18 protein-coding genes are annotated in these 19,445 nt (G+C 60.5%); 5 read left to right on the top strand and 13 right to left on the bottom strand.

Annotation, left to right across the window (positions count from 1 at the left end; genetic code table 11):
• Nucleotides 1-7: 7 nt before the first annotated feature.
• From creC to rloA2, 3 genes are read right to left on the bottom strand one after another with little or no spacing between them, the layout of a single operon-like run.
• Nucleotides 8-1,426 (bottom strand): two-component system sensor histidine kinase CreC, encoded by a 1,419-nt coding sequence (gene creC, locus Q8X48_RS17245; protein WP_407799957.1) that lies wholly within the window; start codon nt 1,424-1,426, stop codon nt 8-10.
• Entirely contained in the window at nt 1,426-2,106 is a 681-nt protein-coding gene (gene creB / locus Q8X48_RS17240) for a two-component system response regulator CreB (protein ID WP_407799958.1), read from the bottom strand. The genes creC and creB overlap by 1 nt, the downstream gene beginning before the upstream one ends.
• 59 nt (nt 2,107-2,165) lie before the next feature.
• Nucleotides 2,166-2,672, bottom strand: a complete 507-nt coding sequence (gene rloA2, locus Q8X48_RS17235; RefSeq protein ID WP_015097118.1) for a retropepsin-like aspartic peptidase RloA2 — start codon at nt 2,670-2,672, stop codon at nt 2,166-2,168.
• 164 nt (nt 2,673-2,836) lie between these two features.
• Between rloA2 and Q8X48_RS17230 the strand changes: the two genes are divergently transcribed.
• Nucleotides 2,837-3,724: an acyltransferase gene (locus tag Q8X48_RS17230; protein ID WP_407799959.1), complete on the top strand. Its 888-nt coding sequence runs from the start codon at nt 2,837-2,839 to the stop codon at nt 3,722-3,724.
• A 1-nt stretch (nt 3,725) separates the two neighbouring features.
• Here Q8X48_RS17230 and Q8X48_RS17225 read toward each other — a convergent pair whose 3' ends face one another.
• The 9 genes from Q8X48_RS17225 to Q8X48_RS17185 all read right to left on the bottom strand — a co-directional run bounded on the left by Q8X48_RS17225 (nt 3,726) and on the right by Q8X48_RS17185 (nt 14,760).
• The gene (locus Q8X48_RS17225; protein ID WP_407799960.1) at nt 3,726-4,286 is read right to left on the bottom strand and encodes a DUF2780 domain-containing protein; all 561 of its coding nucleotides are present in this window, start codon (nt 4,284-4,286) and stop codon (nt 3,726-3,728) included.
• A gap of 220 nt (nt 4,287-4,506) precedes the next feature.
• Nucleotides 4,507-5,706: a formaldehyde dehydrogenase, glutathione-independent gene (fdhA, locus tag Q8X48_RS17220; protein WP_015097121.1), complete on the bottom strand. Its 1,200-nt coding sequence runs from the start codon at nt 5,704-5,706 to the stop codon at nt 4,507-4,509.
• A 221-nt stretch (nt 5,707-5,927) separates the two neighbouring features.
• Nucleotides 5,928-6,785, bottom strand: coding sequence for a formyltetrahydrofolate deformylase (gene purU, locus Q8X48_RS17215; RefSeq protein ID WP_015097122.1), 858 nt, complete (start codon nt 6,783-6,785; stop codon nt 5,928-5,930).
• 219 nt (nt 6,786-7,004) lie between these two features.
• Nucleotides 7,005-7,637 (bottom strand): sarcosine oxidase subunit gamma, encoded by a 633-nt coding sequence (locus Q8X48_RS17210; protein ID WP_126047958.1) that lies wholly within the window; start codon nt 7,635-7,637, stop codon nt 7,005-7,007.
• A gap of 193 nt (nt 7,638-7,830) precedes the next feature.
• A complete protein-coding gene (locus Q8X48_RS17205; RefSeq protein ID WP_217836562.1) occupies nt 7,831-10,848 on the bottom strand; it encodes a sarcosine oxidase subunit alpha in 3,018 nt (1,005 codons plus the stop codon).
• On the bottom strand, nt 10,845-11,174 hold the full coding sequence (locus tag Q8X48_RS17200; RefSeq protein WP_007980417.1) for a sarcosine oxidase subunit delta: 330 nt from the start codon (nt 11,172-11,174) through the stop codon (nt 10,845-10,847). Before Q8X48_RS17200 ends, Q8X48_RS17205 begins: the two co-directional genes overlap by 4 nt.
• A gap of 15 nt (nt 11,175-11,189) precedes the next feature.
• Complete coding sequence (locus Q8X48_RS17195; protein ID WP_007980419.1) at nt 11,190-12,440, bottom strand: sarcosine oxidase subunit beta; 1,251 nt, start codon at nt 12,438-12,440, stop codon at nt 11,190-11,192.
• A 23-nt stretch (nt 12,441-12,463) separates the two neighbouring features.
• Complete coding sequence (glyA, locus tag Q8X48_RS17190; RefSeq protein WP_015097125.1) at nt 12,464-13,717, bottom strand: serine hydroxymethyltransferase; 1,254 nt, start codon at nt 13,715-13,717, stop codon at nt 12,464-12,466.
• A gap of 314 nt (nt 13,718-14,031) precedes the next feature.
• Entirely contained in the window at nt 14,032-14,760 is a 729-nt protein-coding gene (locus Q8X48_RS17185; protein ID WP_407800089.1) for a TraX family protein, read from the bottom strand.
• A gap of 144 nt (nt 14,761-14,904) precedes the next feature.
• Here Q8X48_RS17185 and Q8X48_RS17180 point away from each other — a divergent pair, with 144 nt between their 5' ends.
• The 4 genes from Q8X48_RS17180 to Q8X48_RS17165 all read left to right on the top strand — a co-directional run bounded on the left by Q8X48_RS17180 (nt 14,905) and on the right by Q8X48_RS17165 (nt 18,042).
• On the top strand, nt 14,905-15,945 hold the full coding sequence (locus Q8X48_RS17180; RefSeq protein WP_407799961.1) for a threonine aldolase family protein: 1,041 nt from the start codon (nt 14,905-14,907) through the stop codon (nt 15,943-15,945).
• A 190-nt stretch (nt 15,946-16,135) separates the two neighbouring features.
• On the top strand, nt 16,136-16,327 hold the full coding sequence (locus tag Q8X48_RS17175; protein ID WP_407799962.1) for a hypothetical protein: 192 nt from the start codon (nt 16,136-16,138) through the stop codon (nt 16,325-16,327).
• A 259-nt stretch (nt 16,328-16,586) separates the two neighbouring features.
• Nucleotides 16,587-16,994 (top strand): hypothetical protein, encoded by a 408-nt coding sequence (locus tag Q8X48_RS17170; protein ID WP_407799963.1) that lies wholly within the window; start codon nt 16,587-16,589, stop codon nt 16,992-16,994.
• A gap of 223 nt (nt 16,995-17,217) precedes the next feature.
• The gene (locus Q8X48_RS17165) at nt 17,218-18,042 is read left to right on the top strand and encodes an SDR family oxidoreductase (protein ID WP_126047966.1); all 825 of its coding nucleotides are present in this window, start codon (nt 17,218-17,220) and stop codon (nt 18,040-18,042) included.
• Nucleotides 18,043-18,169: 127 nt separating this feature from the next.
• Here the strand turns inward: Q8X48_RS17165 and gbcB are convergent, their stop codons facing one another.
• Nucleotides 18,170-19,270, bottom strand: a complete 1,101-nt coding sequence (gene gbcB, locus Q8X48_RS17160) for a glycine-betaine demethylase subunit GbcB (RefSeq protein ID WP_095964136.1) — start codon at nt 19,268-19,270, stop codon at nt 18,170-18,172.
• Between the last annotated feature and the right edge of the window lie 175 nt (nt 19,271-19,445).

The raw sequence follows: 19,445 nt of genomic DNA, 5'->3' as shown, positions 1-19,445 counted from the left end.
GCCGGCCCTAAGGCAGGTGCACGATCACTTCCACACCGCCGTCGACATTCCTGATACTCAGGGTGCCGCCGTGCAGCTTGACCACTTCCTCGACGAAGTTCAGCCCTAGCCCGGTGCTTTTGCGCCCGCTGTCCGGTCTCGGCAGCGAGTAGAAACGCTCGCTCAGCCTTGGCAACGCATAGTCCGGAATGGCCTCGGCCTGATTGAACAATTTGAATTCGACCTGCTCGTCAATTCGCCGGGCACCGAGGCGCAGCACACCTTTGGCCGGGGTGAAATCCAGCGCATTTTCCAACAGGTTGCCCAGTGCCTGCCGCAGTAAAAACGGCTCTCCACTGAGCATCAGATCCGCTGCAATGCTTTGTTCCACCTGCAACTGACGGCTTTCGATTCGCGCCGCCTGAGCACTCAGCAACTCCCTCACCAAAGTACCCAGCGGCACGTCGACGCGCTCCTCCAGCCCCTGACGCTGCTCGACTTGCGCCAGATTCAGCAAGCGCTCGATCAACTGCTGCATGCGCGCACTTTCGCTGTCGATGTTGCCGACGAAACGCTGTCGCTGGATCGGCGGCATCTCGCCCTGCAACAGTTCCGCCGCGCCACGAATGGCTGCCAGCGGACTCTTCAACTCGTGGGTCAGTGTGTGCACGTAACGTTCGACGTAGGCCTTGCCTTCAAGCTGCGTGCGCATCTGCTCCACCGCCGTGGCCAATTGTTCCAGCTCACCACCGCGATAATGCGGCACTTCAACCCGCCGGCCTGCACTGACGCCTTGAGCGTACGCCGTCAATCTGCGCAGGGCGCGGCTCAACCACCAGGACAACAACGCGCCGAACAGCAAACCGAGGCCGATCAGCCCGGCGCCATACGCCAGCAACCGGCGTTCCGTGCGATCCACATAAGGCTGCAACGAGCTGTTTGGCTTGGCCACTGTGACTACGCCGATGATCTGGCCGTTGTCGCGAATCGGCGCGCCGACGTGCATCACCGAGGACCCGGGATCGTTCGGGTCACTGCGGGTGGAGCGAGCACCGTACTCGCCGCGCAGGGTCAGGTAGACGTCGTTCCAGCGCGAGTAATCCTGCCCCACCGCCACCCCGCTGGAATCCAGCACGACGATGCCCTTGGCGTCGGTGACGTAGATGCGATGGTTGACCTGATTCTTCGGCAAGCCCCAGATTTTCGCCGCCGGCTGGCGCTCACCATAAGCCTTGAGCAGTTGCGGCCAGCGGTTCTGATTGAGAGTGCCGGCCTTGAAATCGTCGCGCAGGATCTCGGCCATCAGGTTGGCGGTATCGACCAGGGTTTCTTCGGTGGACTGGCGAACGCCCGGGCGGATCTCTTGCATGACCGTGTTGAGCACAAAGTAGCCTGTCAGGCCGATGAACAGTGCGTAGACCAGAAAAAACCGGATTCCCAGCGGCATCAGCTTTGTCCCGGACTGTAACTGTAGCCGAGGCCGCGGTGGGTCTGGATCGGTTCGGCGTCAGCCTTCACCCGTCGCAACTTGGCGCGCACGCTCTTGATGTGGCTGTCGATGCTGCGCTCGTAACCGGCGTCGGCGGCCACGCCCAGGGCATCGAGCAACTGTTCGCGACTGAAGACGCGCTCGGGCTGTTCCAGCAGGCATTGCAGCAGGCGGAATTCATGGCGGGTAAGGGTCAGCAGTTGACCGCGATAACTGATTTGCACACGGTCGCTATCGATGCGAAACAGCGTCATCGACGCTTCGCTCACCGTGCGGGGCGCCATGCGCTTGAGAATCGCCCGGACCCGCGCCGCCACTTCCCGAGGACTGAACGGCTTGACCACGTAATCGTCGGCGCCGATTTCCAGGCCCACGACGCGATCGATCTCGCCATCCCGGGCACTGAGGAACATCACCGGCACTTCGCTGAAGCGCCGCAGTTGCTTGCAGGTTTCGAAGCCGCTGATGTCCGGCAGGCCGATATCGAGAATGATCAGATCCGCCGGGGTCTGACGCTGATACTCCAGCGCCGCCGCGCCGAGGCTCAACCATGTGGTGGTGAAGCCCTCGCCTTGCAGGGCGAAAATCAGGGTGTCGGCAATGGCCGCTTCGTCTTCGACAATCAGGATATGAGGCATGGCGTCCGAGCCCGGCAGGGATGTGGGCGAACGGTGCCCCAAGCCTCACACCCCGTCAATCAGCAATCGGGCTTGTCCGCCGTGAACCGCCGTGCCGGGTTCACCGCCGCACCGAACTCGCGCAACGCCTTGGCGCCGATCAGCAACGGGTAGTTGAAGCTGCTGCGGTCCGTCAGGTTGACCTCCACGGTGCGCTTGACGTTGCCCAGGCACAGCTCCAGATCGACCACCGGACGCTTGCTCGGCGCGACAACTTCGCTGTCCTCCTCGTCCTCTTCAGAGCGGGTCTTGATCTTGCTGATGCGCGCGACCTTGTGTTCGTAGACCTGGTTGCCCGCATCCTTGGTGGCCAGGCGGAAACGCACCCAGTCTTCGCCGTCACGCTTGAAGGTTTCGATGTCCTTGGCCGACAGGGATGCGGTCAGGGCGCCGGTGTCCATTTTCGCCTTGAGGACTTGCCCGCCGATTTCCGGCAGGGCGATGTATTCGTAACGCCCGTACAGGGTCGGCTCAGCGGCCATGACCGGCAAAGCGATGAGGGAGAGCACTGCAAGGAGGGATTTCACGTAATGGGCTTCCATAAGAGTGAACTGCCGGATTTTAGACCGTTGTTCGCTTGATCGTTCCCCCAAGGTTACCGACCCGGAGGTGAAACATTCGTCACCCCCGATTTGGCCTGTCGCCCGAAGCTGCTTATCATGGCGCGCCCAACCGCTTCCACGAGTGACTTATGCGCCGCCTGCTCACCGGCTGTTTCGTGACCCTGCTGCTTCTGCTCAACACCCTGGTCCTGATCGGGCCATTGCTGGTGTTTGCCCTGCTCAAGCTGATCCTGCCCGGCCGTTTTCGCGACTACGCGTCCTGGACCGTGATGTGGATCGCCGAAACCTGGTCGGAAATCGACAAGCTGATTTTCCGCGTCTGCATCCCCACTCAATGGGACATCCGTGGCGGTGAAGATCTGCGCCGCGATACCTCGTACCTGGTGATCAGCAACCATCAATCCTGGGTCGACATCCCGGCGCTGATCCAGACGCTGAACCGGCGCACGCCGTTTTTCAAATTCTTCCTCAAGAAAGAGCTGATCTGGGTGCCCTTCCTGGGCCTGGCGTGGTGGGCGCTGGATTATCCGTTCATGAAGCGCTACAGCAAGGCGTTCCTGGCCAGACACCCGGAGCTGGCGGGCAAGGATCTGGAGATCACCAAAAAGGCCTGCGAGCTGTTCAAGCGCCAGCCGGTGACGGTGGTCAACTATCTGGAAGGTACGCGCTTCACCGCAGCGAAAAGCGCTCAACAGCAGTCGCCGTTCACTCACCTGCTCAAGCCCAAGGCTGGCGGTGTGGCATTCGTGCTGGCGGCAATGGGCGAACAGCTGGACGCCGTTCTCGATGTGACGGTGGTTTACCCGCAGCAGAAGATTCCGGGGTTCTGGGACCTGATCAGCGGCAATCTGCCAAGGGTCATCATCGACATCAAGACCCGCGAGCTCGATCCGGCGCTGTGGCAGGGCGATTACGAAAACGATCCGGTGTTTCGCGAGAAGATCCAGAACTGGGTCAACCAGCTCTGGATCGAGAAGGACCGGCGCATCGACGCCTTGCGCGCCGAGCGCTACTGATTCAGCTACCGGTGCCGGCCCCGGCGCCCCAGATGTTGCCCAGGCTGCTCAGCAGCGTACCGCCGACGCCCTGCTGACCGAGGTACTGCAAGAGCACCGGGGTGAACAGGCCGATCATGCCGCTGTCCATGCCCAGGGCGCTGAAGGCGTTGTTCAGGTCGTTGGTGTCCTTGACGTTGCCCAGGGCATTATCCAGCCCTGCAGCTTTGCCGCTGGAGCCGAGCAGGCCGGCCAGCGCACCCAACTCACCGCCGCCCGAGAGCATGTCGATACCCGGCACGCTTTTGGCCAGTTCCGAGTAGTCGGTCGAACTCAACTGGTTCTTCGCCAGGCCCAGCATCGCCCCGGCGCCGCCAATGGCTTGCTGTGGGGTGATGTCCAATTCACTGAGGGTGCTCAGCAAATCGGCTGTCTGCGGCGTCGGTGCGGCGGTCGCGGTCGCGTCATCGCCCTTCATGCCGGCAATGACATTGGCTGCATCACTCAGGTTGAACTGTGCAAAGGCCGGGCTGGCAGCCAGGGTCAGGAGTGATGCCAGTGCAAAACCGCGTGAAATCTTCATTCAGACATCCTCGATGAACACCGCCCGGCAATGGGCGGCGAAAAACTGTGCATTGGACTGACGCCCTCAAGGATTGTTCCCGGCCCTGCGAGCTTGTCACGACTCTGTAGGCGCTGCCGAAGGCTGCGATCTTTTGTTCCTGGCGTGAATCACCAGTTCTGAGTAACAGCCCAAACAAAACGGCGACCCGAAGGTCGCCGTTTTGGTATTACCAGAACGCTTAAGCAGCGCTGAACATCTTGTGCGGATCGATCACAAACTTCTTCGGCACACCTGCATCAAACTCGCCATAACCCTGCGGAGCCTGATCCAGGCTGATCACCTGAACGCCCACCACTTCGGCGATGTTGATACGGTCCCACATGATCGCTTGCATGAGCGCGCGATTGTACTTCATGACCGGGGTCTGGCCGGTGTGGAAGCTGTGGGACTTGGCCCAGCCCAGCCCGAAGCGGATGCTCAGGCTGCCCATTTTCGCGGCAGCGTCGACAGCACCCGGGTCTTCGGTCACGTAGAGGCCCGGAATGCCGATCTTGCCGGCCACACGCACCACGCCCATCAACGAGTTGAGGACGGTGGCCGGGGCTTCGTGTTTCACGCCGTCATGGCCATGGCCACGGGCTTCGAAGCCGACGGCATCGATGGCGCAGTCAACTTCCGGTTCGCCCAGCAGCGCAGCGATCTGTTCGTGCAGCGGCGTGTCCAGGGACAGGTCGGCGATCTCGAAGCCCTGGGCCTTGGCATGAGCCAGGCGAACGGTGTTGACGTCACCGATGATCACCACCGCCGCGCCCAACAGGCGAGCCGAAGCCGCCGCTGCCAGACCGACCGGACCGGCACCAGCGATATACACAGTGCTGCCTGGGCCAACGCCGGCAGTCACGGCACCGTGATAGCCGGTCGGCAGGATGTCGGAGAGGCAGGTCAGGTCGCGGATTTTTTCCATTGCCCGGTCGCGATCCGGCAGTTTCAGCAGGTTGAAGTCGGCGTACGGCACCATGGCGTATTCAGCCTGGCCGCCGGTCCAGTCGCCCATGTCGACATAACCGTAAGCACCGCCAGGACGCGCCGGGTTGACGCTCAAGCACACGCCGGTGTGCATTTCCTTGCAGGAACGGCAGCGCCCGCAAGCCACGTTGAACGGTACAGACACCAGGTCGCCGATTTTCAGGTTCTCGACGTCGCTGCCCTTCTCGACCACTTCGCCGGTGATTTCATGGCCCAACACAAGGCCGGTTTGCGCCGTGGTACGCCCGCGCACCATGTGCTGGTCGGAACCACAGATGTTGGTGGAAACCACTTTGAGAATGACCCCGTGCTCGATCTTGCGACCGCGCGGGTCCTGCATTTTCGGATAGTCAATCTTCTGTACTTCGACCTTGCCAGCGCCGAGATACACCACACCACGATTGCCAGACATGCTTTCACCTCGCTGTTGTTTTTATGGAACCGCGTCGCCCAGGCAGGCAGCGCGTTAAGTGCTCGGGTTATTGCCTGTGTGTCTTGTGTTGCTTGTCAGGGCCCCATCGCGAGCAAGCTCGCTCCCACAGTGGATCGGGGGTGGACACAAGATCTGTGAACAACACAAAACCTGTGGGAGCGAGCTTGCTCGCGATGGGCTGCGAAGCGGCCCCAAAAAATCTAGAGAACGACCGTTCTGTTGGCGTTCAAAAACACTCTTCTTTCGATGTGATATCCAACCGCCCGCGCCAGCGTCAGCCCTTCGATATCCCGCCCCTTGGCGATCAAGTCTTCCGGGTAATGGCTGTGGTCCACTGCCTCGACGCCCTGGGCAATGATCGGGCCTTCATCAAGGTCGTTGTTGATGTAATGCGCCGTGGCGCCCACCAGTTTCACCCCCTTGTTGTAGGCCTGGTGATAGGGCTTGGCACCCTTGAAACCTGGCAGCAGGGAGTGGTGGATGTTGATTGCCTTGCCATCGAGCTTGCGGCACAACTCTGGCGACAGCACTTGCATGTAGCGCGCAAGGATCACCAGCTCGGCACCGGACTCTTCGATCACCTGCCACACCTGACGCTCTTGCGACGGCTTGTCGTTCGGGTCCAGCGGGAAGTGGTAGTACGGAATCTGGTGCCAGTCAGCCAGAGGCTTGAGGTCCGGGTGGTTGGAGACCACTGCGGCCACGTCCATCGACAATTGGCCGATGCGCTGGCGATAAAGCAAATCGTTGAGGCAGTGATCGGCCTTGGAGACCATGATCACCACTTTCGGCCGGTAGTTCGGCTCCGTCAGTTCGAAGATCATGCCGAAGGCTTCACCGCGCTCGGCGAGCCCCGCGCGGAATGATTGCTCGTCGAAGCCGTCGGGTTGACGGAATTCCACACGAATGAAGAAACGGCCCGAGAGCCGGTCATCGAAGGAATGGTGCTCGGTGACGTAGCAGCCCTGCTCGAACAGAAAGCGGGTCACCGCGTCCACGGTGCCGAGGACACTGGGGCAGTCGGCGGTCAGAATCCATGTGTCTGGGGCGCGGCTCATGGTGCGGTGACTCCTGTTTCAACATCGGTGATCACAGAGAATCCTGTGTTGAGCTTGTCTGTGGCGAGGGGGCTTGCCCCCGTTGGGCTGCGCAGCAGCCCCAAGTCCTGAGTGTGCGATCTAACAGGTACACCGCATTCACTGGTTTTACGACTGCTTTGCAGCCGAACGGGGGCAAGCCCCCTCGCCACAAAAAGCAGCTACAGCCATATGTTGTGATCAAGCCTGAACGCTGAGGCCATACTCGGCAGATGCATCCTGCAACCACAGCCACCAGTAATCCGAGAAGCTGCGACGAATCAGCAGTTCCCAAGTGTCTTCGGCGGTGTGACGGATCATCAGTTGCGACTTGGCGAACACCGTGCCGACCGCTTTGCCCACCGGGAAGTTGTTCGGGTGCACGTCATAGCTGGTGGACTTCATCAGCACCTGGCGCACGTTCGGGCCGCTCAGTTCGAGGAGTTGCTGGCCGCCGCTGACGTTGACGATTGCAATGTGCAGATCGCCCAGTGCTTTGCGCAGTTTTTGCTCGGCGGCCAGTTCTTCACCGGTTGGCACGATCAGCAGCCATTCATCCGGCCCCATCCATTGCAGGCTGGTTTCACCTTTGACGATGACGGTCAGTGCACCCGGCAACTCGATGCCCAGGGCCTTGTGCACACCGGCGGCGAACGCGGCATCGTGGCCGTCGCCACGAATGGTCAGGTGGCCGAGGAGTTTTTTCTCACGCACGGTCACGCCGGCGTTCTTGCGACCCTTGCCCACCAGGCTGGCGAGGTCGGCATGATGCAACGACGACTCGGCCTTGGCCCCGGAGGTTGGGCGTTGTTGGTAAACATTGGCTGCGGTCATAAAGCACCTGTTCTGAATTCTGTTGGTTCCGGCCCTTGTGGTGGCTGCTCTATCGCCATCGCGAGCAAGCTCGCTCCCACATTGGACTGATGCCTGGCACAAATTTTTCTGGCGACTTCAATCCTGTGGGAGCGAGCTTGCTCGCGATGCAGACGACGCGGTTTCACGGCGCGCCCACAGGACCCGAGGCCATTTAAACGTTCTGGCGTTCACCCTTCGGATCGAAGAACACCGAAGAAACGATTTCCGCCTCGATCACGCTGCCATCGGCCAGCGGTGCGAACACTCGCTCACCCATCCGCTGCAACCCGCCCTTGACCACGCCCATGGCGAATGAATAGCCCAGGGAGTTGTGCAGGTAGCTGGAAGTCACGTGACCCACCATGGTCATCGGGATGGCTTGCTTGGTGTTGAACACCAGTTGCGCACCTTCCGGCAGCCATTTGGTCGGATCGATCGGCTTCAGGCCAACCAGCTGTTTGCGCTGATCACGCACGCAGTCTTCACGGTTCATGCCACGCCAGCCGATCCACGAGAACGGTTTGGTGCGACCGACACACCAACCCATGTTCAGGTCGTCCGGGGTCATCGAGCTGTCAGTGTCCTGACCGACGATGATGAAGCCCTTCTCGGCCCGCAGCACGTGCATGGTTTCGGTGCCGTACGGAGTCAGGTTGTACTTCTTGCCGGCATCGACGATTTTTTCCAGCACACCCATCGCATAGTCGGCTTGCACGTTGACTTCGTACGACAGTTCACCGGTAAACGAAATCCGGAACACCCGCGCCGGCACACCGCCGACCAGGCCTTCTTTCCAGGTCATGAACGGGAAGGCTTCGCTGCTCAAGTCGATGTCGGTGACTTCGCTGAGCAGCTTGCGGCTGTTCGGACCGGACAGGGTCATGGTTGCCCAGTGGTCGGTCACGGAAGTGAAGTACACCTTCATGTCCGGCCATTCGGTCTGGTGGTACAGCTCCAGCCACTGCAGCACGCGAGCCGCGCCGCCAGTGGTGGTGGTCATGACGAAGTGGTTGTCGGCCAGGCAAGCCGTCACGCCGTCGTCGAAGACCATGCCGTCTTCTTTGCACATCAGGCCGTAACGGGCCTTGCCCACGTCGAGCTTGGTCCAGGCGTTGGTGTAAACGCGGTTGAGGAACTCGCGCGCATCCGGGCCCTGGATATCGATCTTGCCCAGGGTCGAAGCATCCAGCAGGCCGACGCTGTCGCGCACGGCTTTGCATTCGCGCTTGACCGCGGCGTGCAGGTCTTCACCGGATTTCGGGAAGTACCAAGGACGTTTCCACTGGCCGACGTCTTCGAACTCGGCGCCGTTTTTCAGGTGCCATTGATGCAGCGCGGTGTAACGCACCGGCTCGAAGATGTGCCCACAGTGACGACCGGCCACGGCGCCGAAAGTCACCGGCGTGTAGTTCGGACGGAACATGGTGGTGCCCATCTGCGGGATGGTCACGTTCAGCGAACGGGCGGCGATGGCCAGGCCGTTGACGTTGCCGAGCTTGCCCTGGTCCGTACCGAAGCCCAGTGCGGTGTAGCGCTTGACGTGCTCGACCGACTCGAAGCCTTCGCGGGTCGCCAGTTCGATGGCGGCAGCGGTGACGTCGTTTTGCAGGTCGACGAATTGCTTCGGCGCACGTGCGGTGTTCTTTTCATGGGGGACCTGGAACAGCGCCAGGGTCGGCTCTTCGAGACGGCTCAAGGCTTTTGGCAACACACCTTCAATCGTCTGGAACCCGGCTTCGGCAGCGGCGCGGGCGCCACCTTCAAAACCGTCAGCCAAAGAATCGCCAAGGCCGTAGACACCGTTGATGCCACCGACGCATACGCGTTTCTGCGGCGCTTCACCCGGTACGAAACCGAGGATGTCTTCGCGCCAGATCGGCTTGCCACCCAGGTGCGAAGCCAAGTGAACCACCGGGCTGTAACCACCGGAACTGGCTACCACATCGCAATCAAGCCATTCGCCAGGACTGGTCACGGCGTGGGCCTTGACGTCGATGGCGGCCACGCGGGCAGCGGTCACGCGCTTGCTGCCACGGGCCTCGATCACGGCGCTGCCGGTGAGAATGCGGATGCCTTTGGCACGCGCCTCTTCCACCAGCGCACCACGCGGGTTGCTGCGGGCATCGGCGATGGCCACCACTTGCAGGCTGGCGTCGAGCCAATCCAGGGCAACGCGGTAGGCGTGGTCGTTGTTGGTCGACAGCACCAGTTTCTTGCCCGGTGCCACACCGTAACGACGCACGTAGGTCGAGATGGCGCCAGCAAGCATGTTGCCCGGCACGTCGTTGTTGCCGTAGACCAGTGGACGCTCGTGAGCGCCGGTCGCCAGCACCACACGCTTGGCACGGACCCGGTGGATGCGTTGACGCACCTGGCCAATCGGTGCGCGGTCGCCGAGGTGATCGGTCAGGCGCTCGTGAATGGTCAGGAAGTTGTGGTCGTGGTAGCCATTGACGGTGGCGCGCGGCAACAGCAGCACGTCCGGAGTGTTCTTCAGTTCGTCGATGACGCTGGCCACCCACTCCATCGCCGGCTTGCCGTCGAGGCTTTCGCGGGAGTCGAGCAGGCTGCCGCCGAACTCTTCCTGTTCGTCAGCCAGAATCACACGGGCACCGCTGCGCGCAGCCGCCAGTGCAGCCGCCAGGCCGGCAGGGCCAGCGCCGACGATCAGCACGTCACAGTGCTGGTTCATGTAGTCGTAGGTGTCCGGATCGTTCTCGGTCGGCGAGCGACCCAGGCCGGCAGCCTTGCGGATGTACTTCTCGTAAGTCATCCAGAACGATTGCGGGTACATGAAGGTTTTGTAGTAGAAACCCGGCGGCATCAGCTTGCCGCCGACCTTGCCGAGAATCCCCATCATGTCGTTGTTCACGCTCGGCCAGCCGTTGGTGCTGGTGGCGACCAGGCCTTGATACAGCGCCTGTTGCGTGGCGCGCACGTTCGGGATCTGCGTGGCTTCGGTGGCGCCGATCTGCAGCACCGCGTTCGGCTCTTCGGCACCGGCGGCGAAGATGCCGCGCGGACGGGAATACTTGAAGCTGCGACCGATGATGTCGACGCCGTTGGCCAACAGTGCAGCGGCCAGGGAATCGCCTTCGAAGCCTTTGTAGTTCTGGCCGTTGAAGGTGAAGCTCAAGACTTTGTTGCGGTCGATCCGTCCGCCGTTGGACAGGCGATTGATCTGGCTCATACCTTCTCTCCCAGAGCCGTGCTGGCCGCTTTCGGGCTATCGGTCTTGTCGGTGAATTGTGGCTTGGTGCCGATCTTGTAGGTTTCGAGAATCTCGTAGGTCACGGTGTCGCGGGTGACGTTGAAGTACTGACGGCAACCGGCGACGTGATCCCACAGCTCGTGGTGCAGACCGCGTGGGTTATCGCGGAAGAACATGTAGTCGCCCCACTCCTCGTCGGTGCAGCTGTTCGGGTCCAGAGGGCGCGGGATGTGCGCCTGGCCGGATGCATGGAATTCCTCTTCGGAGCGCAGTTCGCCGCAGTGAGGACAGAAGATATGCAACATAGGAAATTTCTCCTGTTAGTGGGCGACGGCAGCAGCGCCGTGTTCGTCAATCAGCGCACCGTTGTGGAAACGGTCGATGGAGAACGGTGCGGCCAACGGGTGCATTTCGCCCTTGGCCAGGCTTGCGGCAAACACGTTGCCCGAGCCAGGTGTGGCCTTGAAGCCACCGGTGCCCCAACCGCAGTTGAAGAACATGTTCGGTACCGGGGTTTTCGAAATGATCGGGCAGGCATCCGGGGTGGTGTCGACGATGCCGCCCCACTGACGGTTCATGCGTACACGCGACAGCACCGGGAACATCTCGACGATCGCCTGGATGGTGTGCTCGATCACCGGGTACGAACCACGCTGGCCGTAGCCGTTGTAGCCGTCGATACCGGCGCCGATCACCAGGTCGCCCTTGTCGGACTGGCTGATGTAGCCGTGCACGGCGTTGGACATGATCACGCTGTCGATAATCGGCTTGATCGGCTCGGACACCAGCGCTTGCAGCGGGTGGGATTCGATCGGCAGGCGGAAACCGGCGAGCTTGGCCATGTGCCCGGAGTTGCCGGCAGTCACCACACCGACACGCTTGGCGCCGATGAAGCCTTTGTTGGTTTCCACGCCGATGCACACGCCGTTTTCCTTGCGGAAACCGATCACTTCGGTCTGCTGGATCAGATCCACGCCAAGGGCGTCAGCGGCCCGGGCAAAGCCCCAGGCCACGGCGTCGTGACGGGCCACGCCACCACGACGCTGGACGGTTGCGCCCATCACCGGATAGCGAGTGTTTTTCGAGCAGTCGAGGTACGGGATCTCGTCAGCCACTTGCTTGGCATCGAGCAGCTCGCCGTCCACGCCATTGAGGCGGTTGGCGCTTACCCGACGCTCGGAATCGCGGATGTCCTGCAGGGTGTGGCACAGGTTGTAGACACCGCGCTGGGAGAACATCACGTTGTAGTTCAGGTCCTGGGACAGGCCTTCCCACAGCTTCATCGCGTGTTCGTACAGGTGGGCCGACTCGTCCCACAGGTAGTTGGAGCGCACGATGGTGGTGTTGCGCGCGGTGTTACCGCCGCCCAGCCAGCCTTTCTCGACCACGGCCACGTTGGTGATGCCGTGCTCCTTGGCCAGGTAGTAAGCCGTGGCCAGGCCATGCCCGCCACCGCCGACGATGACCACGTCGTAGACCTTTTTCGGGGTCGGCGTGCGCCACATGCGCTGCCAGTTTTCATGGTGGCTGAGAGAGTGTTTGAAGAGGCCGAAGCCCGAGTAGCGTTGCATAGTCATTTACTCCAAAACCGCACTCAGCGATAAACCGGGAAGTCCGCGCACAAGGCTGCCACTTGCTCGGCGACATTGGCTTCGACATCGGCATCGCCGAGGTTGTCGAGGATGTCGCAGATCCAGCCGGCCAGCGTGACGCACTGGGCCACCTTGAAGCCGCGCGTAGTCACCGCCGGGGTGCCGATACGCAGGCCGGAGGTCACGAACGGCGACTGTGGATCGTTCGGCACAGCATTCTTGTTCACAGTGATATGGGCGCGACCGAGGGCGGCATCCGCGTCCTTGCCGGTCAGGCCCTGACGGATCAGGCTGACCAGGAACAGGTGGTTGTCGGTACCGCCGGACACTACATCGTAGCCGCGTTTGATAAACACGCCGGCCATGGCCTGGGCGTTGTCGATCACTTGTTGCTGGTAAGCCTTGAAGCCAGGCTCCAGCGCTTCCTTGAAGCACACCGCCTTACCGGCGATCACGTGCATCAGCGGGCCGCCCTGGGCACCCGGGAAAACTGCCGCGTTGAGCTTCTTCTCGATTTCTTCGTTGGACTTGGCCAGGATCAGGCCGCCACGCGGACCGCGCAGGGTCTTGTGGGTGGTGGTGGTGACCACGTCGGCATAAGGCAGCGGATTCGGGTACAGACCGGCAGCAACCAGACCGGCAACGTGGGCCATGTCGACGAACAGCAGCGCACCGACCTTGTCAGCGATCTGGCGGAAGCGCGGGAAGTCGAGGGTCTTGGAGTAGGCCGAGAAACCGGCAACGATCATCTTCGGCTTGCACTCGACGGCCAGGCGCTCGACTTCGTCGTAGTCGATCAGACCGGTCTTGGTGTCGATGCCGTACTGCACGGCGTTGTACAGCTTGCCCGAGGACGACACTTTGGCGCCGTGGGTCAGGTGACCGCCGTGGGCCAGGCTCATGCCGAGAATGGTGTCGCCGGCTTGCAGCAGGGCCAGGTACACGGCGCTGTTGGCCGAGGAACCGGAGTGCGGCTGGACGTTGGCGTAATCGGCGCCGAACAGTTGCTTGGCGCGCTCGATGGCCAGGGCCTCGACCTTGTCTACGTGCTCGCAGCCACCGTAGTAGCGCTTGCCCGGGTAACCTTCGGCGTATTTGTTGGTCAGGCCGCTGCCCTGGGCCTGCATCACGCGCTTGCTGGTGTAGTTCTCCGACGCGATCAGCTCGATGTGATCTTCCTGACGTTGCTCCTCGGCATTCATCGCCGCCAGCAGTGCATCGTCGTAACCCTGGATCTGGTCTTGCTTGCTGAACATCGCGTCTCTCCCAGCGGCGGCGGTGCGCCATTCGTCTCGGTGAGGCACTGGCTTTTCGGCAGTGCCCTTTGGTAGCGATGGTATGACTGGCTTGGAGTCGTCAAATGCCTACGGGCGCCACGCAAAGGTGCGTTTACGACATGGCGGGAAATGGTTGGGCTGAGGATATCTGTGTGGCGAGGGGGCTTGCCCCCGTTCGACTGCGAAGCAGTCGCAAATCCAGCAGGCGTGATGTATCTGAAAAAACGCGGTTTCAGCATTCGGGGCCGCTACGCAGCCCAACGGGGGCAAGCCCCCTCGCCACAAAGGCAGAGTCAGGCAATGAGTTGGCGCAAGGCTAGTAACAACAGGAAATGCACGGGATACAGCGCATAGGCCCAGCGACGCATCGGTGGTGGATTTACGCCCTTGGCATGTCGCAACAAGAACAGCCCTAGCCATGGCGCAATCAGACAAGCGGCGATTGCCGGAATGGCCGCGTGGTTGCCCAGTCGTGCGGCGTGATACAGCACCTGCCATTGATTGGCCGCCAGACAGGCCAGCCCCGCCAACAACCCGAAATACCAGGGTCGGCGCAGTACCAGCAGCAAGACAAACGGCAACAGGACGCCAAAAAAACCGAACATCAGTCGCTGGGAGAAAAACGCCGCCAGCAGGACAGCGCCAACTGCAAGCAGTCGCGATGCAAGCACCGGCTGCTGCCAGCCACGAACCACCAGCAAGCCCAGGGCAAGGGTGGGCAGCACGTTCAAGGTGTCGGGATGGGGAATGAACATCCGGTAGGGAACTTCACTCACCGCGCTAAACAGCAACAACCAACCCAGATAGCGCCACTGGCCACCGGTCGTCGTAGTCCGCTCGCGCGCCAGATTGGCCGCCATCGCCAGGCAGAACCACGGAAACGCCAGGCGCCCCGGCACATACAGCCAATCGGCGGAATAGCCGACATATCTCAGGTGATCGAGCAGCATGCTCAAAAGCGCCAGCCACTTGAGCAGATCCAGTGCCCCATCTCGCTGCTTTAAGTGCATGGCCTTGTGCATCGTCATGTGCATAATTGCCCTTCGACTGTGTATGTTCCAAACAGCGACATACTGTGCGCTGCACCTGACGATCTTGGGTACAGTGCGCACCCTCATTGACCACGGGACGCTTCACCATAGGCATCTCGACCACGGAAGCAGGCCATGACCGACAAGAGCCAACAATTCGCCAGCGACAACTATTCCGGTATCTGCCCTGAAGCCTGGGCGGCCATGGAACAGGCCAACCACGGCCACCAGCGCGCCTACGGCGACGACGAATGGACCGCCCGCGCCTCCGACGATTTCCGCAAACTGTTTGAAACCGACTGTGAAGTGTTTTTCGCCTTCAACGGCACCGCCGCCAACTCGCTGGCGCTGTCCTCGCTGTGCCAGAGTTACCATAGCGTGATCTGCTCGGAAACCGCTCACGTCGAAACCGACGAATGCGGCGCCCCGGAGTTTTTCTCCAACGGCTCCAAACTGCTGATCGCCCGCACTGAAAACGGCAAGCTGACCCCGGAATCGATCCGCGAGGTCGCGCTCAAGCGCCAGGATATCCACTACCCGAAACCTCGCGTGGTGACCCTGACCCAGGCCACCGAAGTCGGCAGCGTCTACACCCCGGACGAAATCCGCGCCATCAGCGCCACCTGCAAGGAACTGGGCCTGAACCTGCACATGGACGGCGCACGCTTCTCCAACGCTTGCGCATTCCTCGGCTGCTCCCCGGCCGATCTGACCTGGAAGGCCGGCGTCGACGTGCTGTGCTTCGGCGGCACCAAGAACGGCATGGCAGTGGGCGAAGCGATTCTGTTCTTCAACCACAAACTGGCCGAAGACTTCGATTACCGCTGCAAACAGGCCGGGCAGCTTGCTTCAAAGATGCGCTTCCTGTCGGCACCCTGGGTCGGCATCCTGGAAAACGACGCCTGGCTCAAATACGCCAACCACGCCAATCACTGTGCACAACTGCTGGCCGAACTGGTCAGCGACATTCCTGGCGTGGAACTGATGTTCCCGGTACAGGCCAACGGCGTGTTCCTGCAACTATCGGAGCCGGCCATCGCCGCCTTGGCCGCCAGGGGCTGGCGCTTCTACACCTTCATTGGCAACGGCGGCGCACGTTTCATGTGCTCGTGGGATACCGAGGAAGAGCGCGTACGTGAATTGGCAAAAGACATTCGTGAAGTGATGAGCGCCTGAGTCTGGCACCAGCAGCGGCAGGCGCATCCGGATTGCGTCGTGCCGCTCATCAGAACTGATATTTCTGACAGTTCAACTGCTCTGCAACGCTGGCGTATCGTCGGAACACCTGAAAAGGTTACGCAGTCTTTCAGGAACAAGGCCCGTCGAACATTCGGCGCAAACGCTGTTCCAGTAGAGAGCGATCAAAATGAACGATCTATCACAAGATGAGCGTCTGAGAAGTATTTTCTCAGAAATTGAAAAGCGTGAATTTGCAATTTCTGCGAACACCGGCGACACAGTTAAACTTTCCGACAATTCAGAATACTTTGTTAAAAGAAAGGATTTCGAGGAAACAGTATTAGGTTACAAGGCTCGGGTCGTCTTAGAACGTAAGTAAATTATTGCTCCAATGCTCCGCGTCTAAATTCTCTAGACGCGGAGCCCATCAGATGTCTTCCGACATACCCCCGCCGTTTACCTTACCCACTGCAGGCCCCGACAAGGCCCCTGCCAAAGGGTGAAAGTCACCTTTGTCCGCTCGCGCCATCAGGCTTCGTCGAGATTCTCTGTCGAACTCGTCCGCTCACATAACAACAATCAGGAGCGTACGCATGAGCGCGTACGTGAATTGGCGAAAGACATTCATGAAGTGATGAGTGCCTGAATCCGGCACCAGCAGCGGCAGGCACATTCTGATTGCGTCGCACCGCTCATCGGCTCTGGTATTTCTTACAGTTCCAGATCTGGATATCGCTGGCGTAGGGTTTGCCGACTTGAAAAGGAATCTACGCAGTCTTTCGGGAACCATGGCCTGTCGAAGATACGACGGAAAAACCGAGTTCCAAAAGAGAGCAATCCAAATGAACGATCAAACCTTGGACCAACCGCTGGAAAACGGCTCCATCACATCCGACTTTAATATCACTCCGCACGAGTATTATCTAAGTGTGAATGTCGGCAACACCTTTAAAATGCAAGGCATTCGTTACAAGATCACAAACAAGGAATACGAGGAGAATGCGGAAAGCATGCGCAGAGTAAAGCTGGAATTCATGCGCGCTTAACTGATGACTCCAACAGCCCGCATCATCGATTGATGGCGGTTTGAATCACAACCTTATCCATTGTGGCGAGGTGCTTGCCGCCTCGCCACAAAGGCCTCCACTTGCCACAGTCGCTGTGGATTGAAACCTCCAGAAACCCTCCCTCAAACCGACGCCTGCAAGACTTCGTCTACATTGTCTGTCGAGCCAATCCGCTCACATAACAATAATCAGGAGCGTCAGCATGTCATTGCAAGGCAAAACCCTGTTCATCACCGGCGCCAGCCGCGGCATCGGCCGTGAGATTGCGCTGCGGGCCGCACGCGATGGGGCCAACATTGTGATTGCCGCCAAAAGTGCCGAACCCCACCCCAAGCTGCCGGGCACGATTTTCAGCGTGGCCCGGGAAGTGGAAGCCGCAGGCGGCAAGGCGCTGGCCTTGCAGGTGGATGTACGTGAAGAAGATGCTGTACGCGAGGCACTGGCCCGGGCCAACGAACATTTCGGCGGTATCGACGCATTGATCAATAACGCCGGGGCCATCAAGCTGACCGGGGTTCAGCACATTGAACTCAAGCGCTTTGACCTGATGCACCAGATCAACACCCGTGCCGTATTGCTGTGCAGCCAGGCTGCGTTGCCGTACCTGAAGAAGTCCGGTGGCCACATCCTCAATCTGTCTCCGCCGCTGAACCTGGCCACCAAATGGTTCGCCCAGTACAGCCCGTACACCGTCACCAAGTACGGCATGAGCATGCTGACCCTGGGCATGAGTGAGGAGTTCAGGAATTACGGCATCAGCGTCAACTCGCTGTGGCCACAGACGATGATTGCCACTGCGGCCATCGAGTTTCAGTTGGGGTCGAAAGAATCATTCAAGCATGCGCGAACGCCTGCGATCATGGCGGATGCGGCGCATGTGATTTTGAGCTGCACAAACCGCAGCCTGACCGGGCGGTTGTTGATCGATGAGGAAATCTTGCGGGAGAACGGCGCGACCGAGTTCGAGCACTATCGGTTCGCGCCCGATAGCACCGAAAAGCTGATGACAGATCTGTTTATTGACTAAAACCCTCCCCTGTAGGAGCGAGCCTGCTCGCGATGAACCTGAGAACGCCGCGGGGTGCCAGGTTGCCAGCGTCATCGTTGACGCCCATCGCGAGCAAGCTCGCTCCTACAAGGGTATTGCGTAACGCTTAGAATTCGATGCGCACGTCGCCCTTCGGCACGCTGCAGCACGACAGGATGAACCCTTCGGCTTCGTCTTCCTCGGTGATGCCGCCGTTGTGCTCCATCTCCACTTCGCCACCCAGCTTCAACACCTTGCAGGTGCCGCAGATGCCCATGCCGCACGCTTTCGGAATCATCAGGCCGACCTTGGCCGCCGCCGCATGCACGGTCTCGCCCGGAGCCACGCGGATGCTCTTGCCGGAGGCGGTAAACTCCACTTGATGCAGGTCCGCGGCGTCGACTTCCGGTGCCTCGGCCGCTTGTTCCGCATGTTCTACCGCATCGGCGCGCGCCTCTGGCGGAGTCGCACCGAAGGATTCTTCGTGGTAACGCGACATGTCGAAACCTGCGCCTTCGAGCAAGCGCTTGACCGCATTCATATAGGGTGTCGGGCCGCAGCAGAATACTTCGCGTTCAAGGAAGTCAGGCGCCATCAATTCAAGCATTCTGTGGTTCAGGTATCCGCGATAACCGGCCCAGGGCTCACCCATGCCGTGCTTCTCGCAGATCAGGTGCAGGCTGAAGTTTTCGATCCGCGACGCCATGTGCTCCAGCTCGCGGTGGTAAATGATGTCTTTGGGCGAACGGGCGCTGTGGATAAACACCATGTCGACATTGCCGTTGGTGTCGTAGAACCAGCGCGCCATGGACATGACCGGCGTGATACCAACGCCGCCGCTGAGGTAGAGTACCTTCGGCGCGGTGAAGTCCATGGCATTGAACAGCCCGACCGGGCCGTGCACCGCCAGCTCCTGGCCTTCGTGCAGGGTGTCGTGCAGCCAGTTCGAGACCTTGCCGCCCGGCACACGCTTGATGGTCACCGAAAAGCTGTACGGCACCGACGGAGAGCTGGAAATGGTGTACGAACGCATGATCGGCTGGCCTTCGATTTCCAGCTCCAGGGTGACGAATTGCCCCGGCTTGAAGAAGAACAGGATCGGCTGGTCGGCCATGAAGCAAAAGGTGCGCACATCCCAGGTTTCCTGGATGACTTTGACGCAACGGACAATGTGTCGACCATTGGCCCAGGTCTGGGTGGTTACCGGATTCAGGAAGCTGTTGGACATGCTGATCTCCACGGCCGACTGTCGGCCTTCATGTTGGCGATTCTGCGTATAGCGCGGATCACCCATTTACCTATCTGCGACATTGACATGCTTATCGCGACCAGCCCCCAACGACCGGGGCTTGCGCGTCGGGAACAGATTGCACCATGTCGCCCATGGATAAGGTTCTGGCCAG

The organism is Pseudomonas sp. QLc11A (assembly GCF_052112305.1).
In the GTDB taxonomy this organism is placed as follows: domain Bacteria; phylum Pseudomonadota; class Gammaproteobacteria; order Pseudomonadales; family Pseudomonadaceae; genus Aquipseudomonas; species Aquipseudomonas laurylsulfatiphila.
This window is presented reverse-complemented; position numbering and strand designations above follow the sequence as displayed.

Coding starts and splice junctions, on each gene's coding strand:
- fdhA (WP_015097121.1), bottom strand. CDS start 5,706: ATGTCTGGCAATCGTGGTGTGGTGTATCTCGGCGCTGGCAAGGTCGAA.
- creC (WP_407799957.1), bottom strand. CDS start 1,426: ATGCCGCTGGGAATCCGGTTTTTTCTGGTCTACGCACTGTTCATCGGC.
- glyA (WP_015097125.1), bottom strand. CDS start 13,717: ATGTTCAGCAAGCAAGACCAGATCCAGGGTTACGACGATGCACTGCTG.
- gbcB (WP_095964136.1), bottom strand. CDS start 19,270: ATGTCCAACAGCTTCCTGAATCCGGTAACCACCCAGACCTGGGCCAAT.
- purU (WP_015097122.1), bottom strand. CDS start 6,785: ATGAGCCGCGCCCCAGACACATGGATTCTGACCGCCGACTGCCCCAGT.
- Q8X48_RS17180 (WP_407799961.1), top strand. CDS start 14,905: ATGACCGACAAGAGCCAACAATTCGCCAGCGACAACTATTCCGGTATC.
- Q8X48_RS17165 (WP_126047966.1), top strand. CDS start 17,218: ATGTCATTGCAAGGCAAAACCCTGTTCATCACCGGCGCCAGCCGCGGC.
- creB (WP_407799958.1), bottom strand. CDS start 2,106: ATGCCTCATATCCTGATTGTCGAAGACGAAGCGGCCATTGCCGACACC.
- Q8X48_RS17210 (WP_126047958.1), bottom strand. CDS start 7,637: ATGACCGCAGCCAATGTTTACCAACAACGCCCAACCTCCGGGGCCAAG.
- Q8X48_RS17185 (WP_407800089.1), bottom strand. CDS start 14,760: ATGCACAAGGCCATGCACTTAAAGCAGCGAGATGGGGCACTGGATCTG.
- Q8X48_RS17225 (WP_407799960.1), bottom strand. CDS start 4,286: ATGAAGATTTCACGCGGTTTTGCACTGGCATCACTCCTGACCCTGGCT.
- Q8X48_RS17230 (WP_407799959.1), top strand. CDS start 2,837: ATGCGCCGCCTGCTCACCGGCTGTTTCGTGACCCTGCTGCTTCTGCTC.
- Q8X48_RS17195 (WP_007980419.1), bottom strand. CDS start 12,440: ATGCAACGCTACTCGGGCTTCGGCCTCTTCAAACACTCTCTCAGCCAC.
- Q8X48_RS17175 (WP_407799962.1), top strand. CDS start 16,136: ATGAACGATCTATCACAAGATGAGCGTCTGAGAAGTATTTTCTCAGAA.
- Q8X48_RS17205 (WP_217836562.1), bottom strand. CDS start 10,848: ATGAGCCAGATCAATCGCCTGTCCAACGGCGGACGGATCGACCGCAAC.
- Q8X48_RS17200 (WP_007980417.1), bottom strand. CDS start 11,174: ATGTTGCATATCTTCTGTCCTCACTGCGGCGAACTGCGCTCCGAAGAG.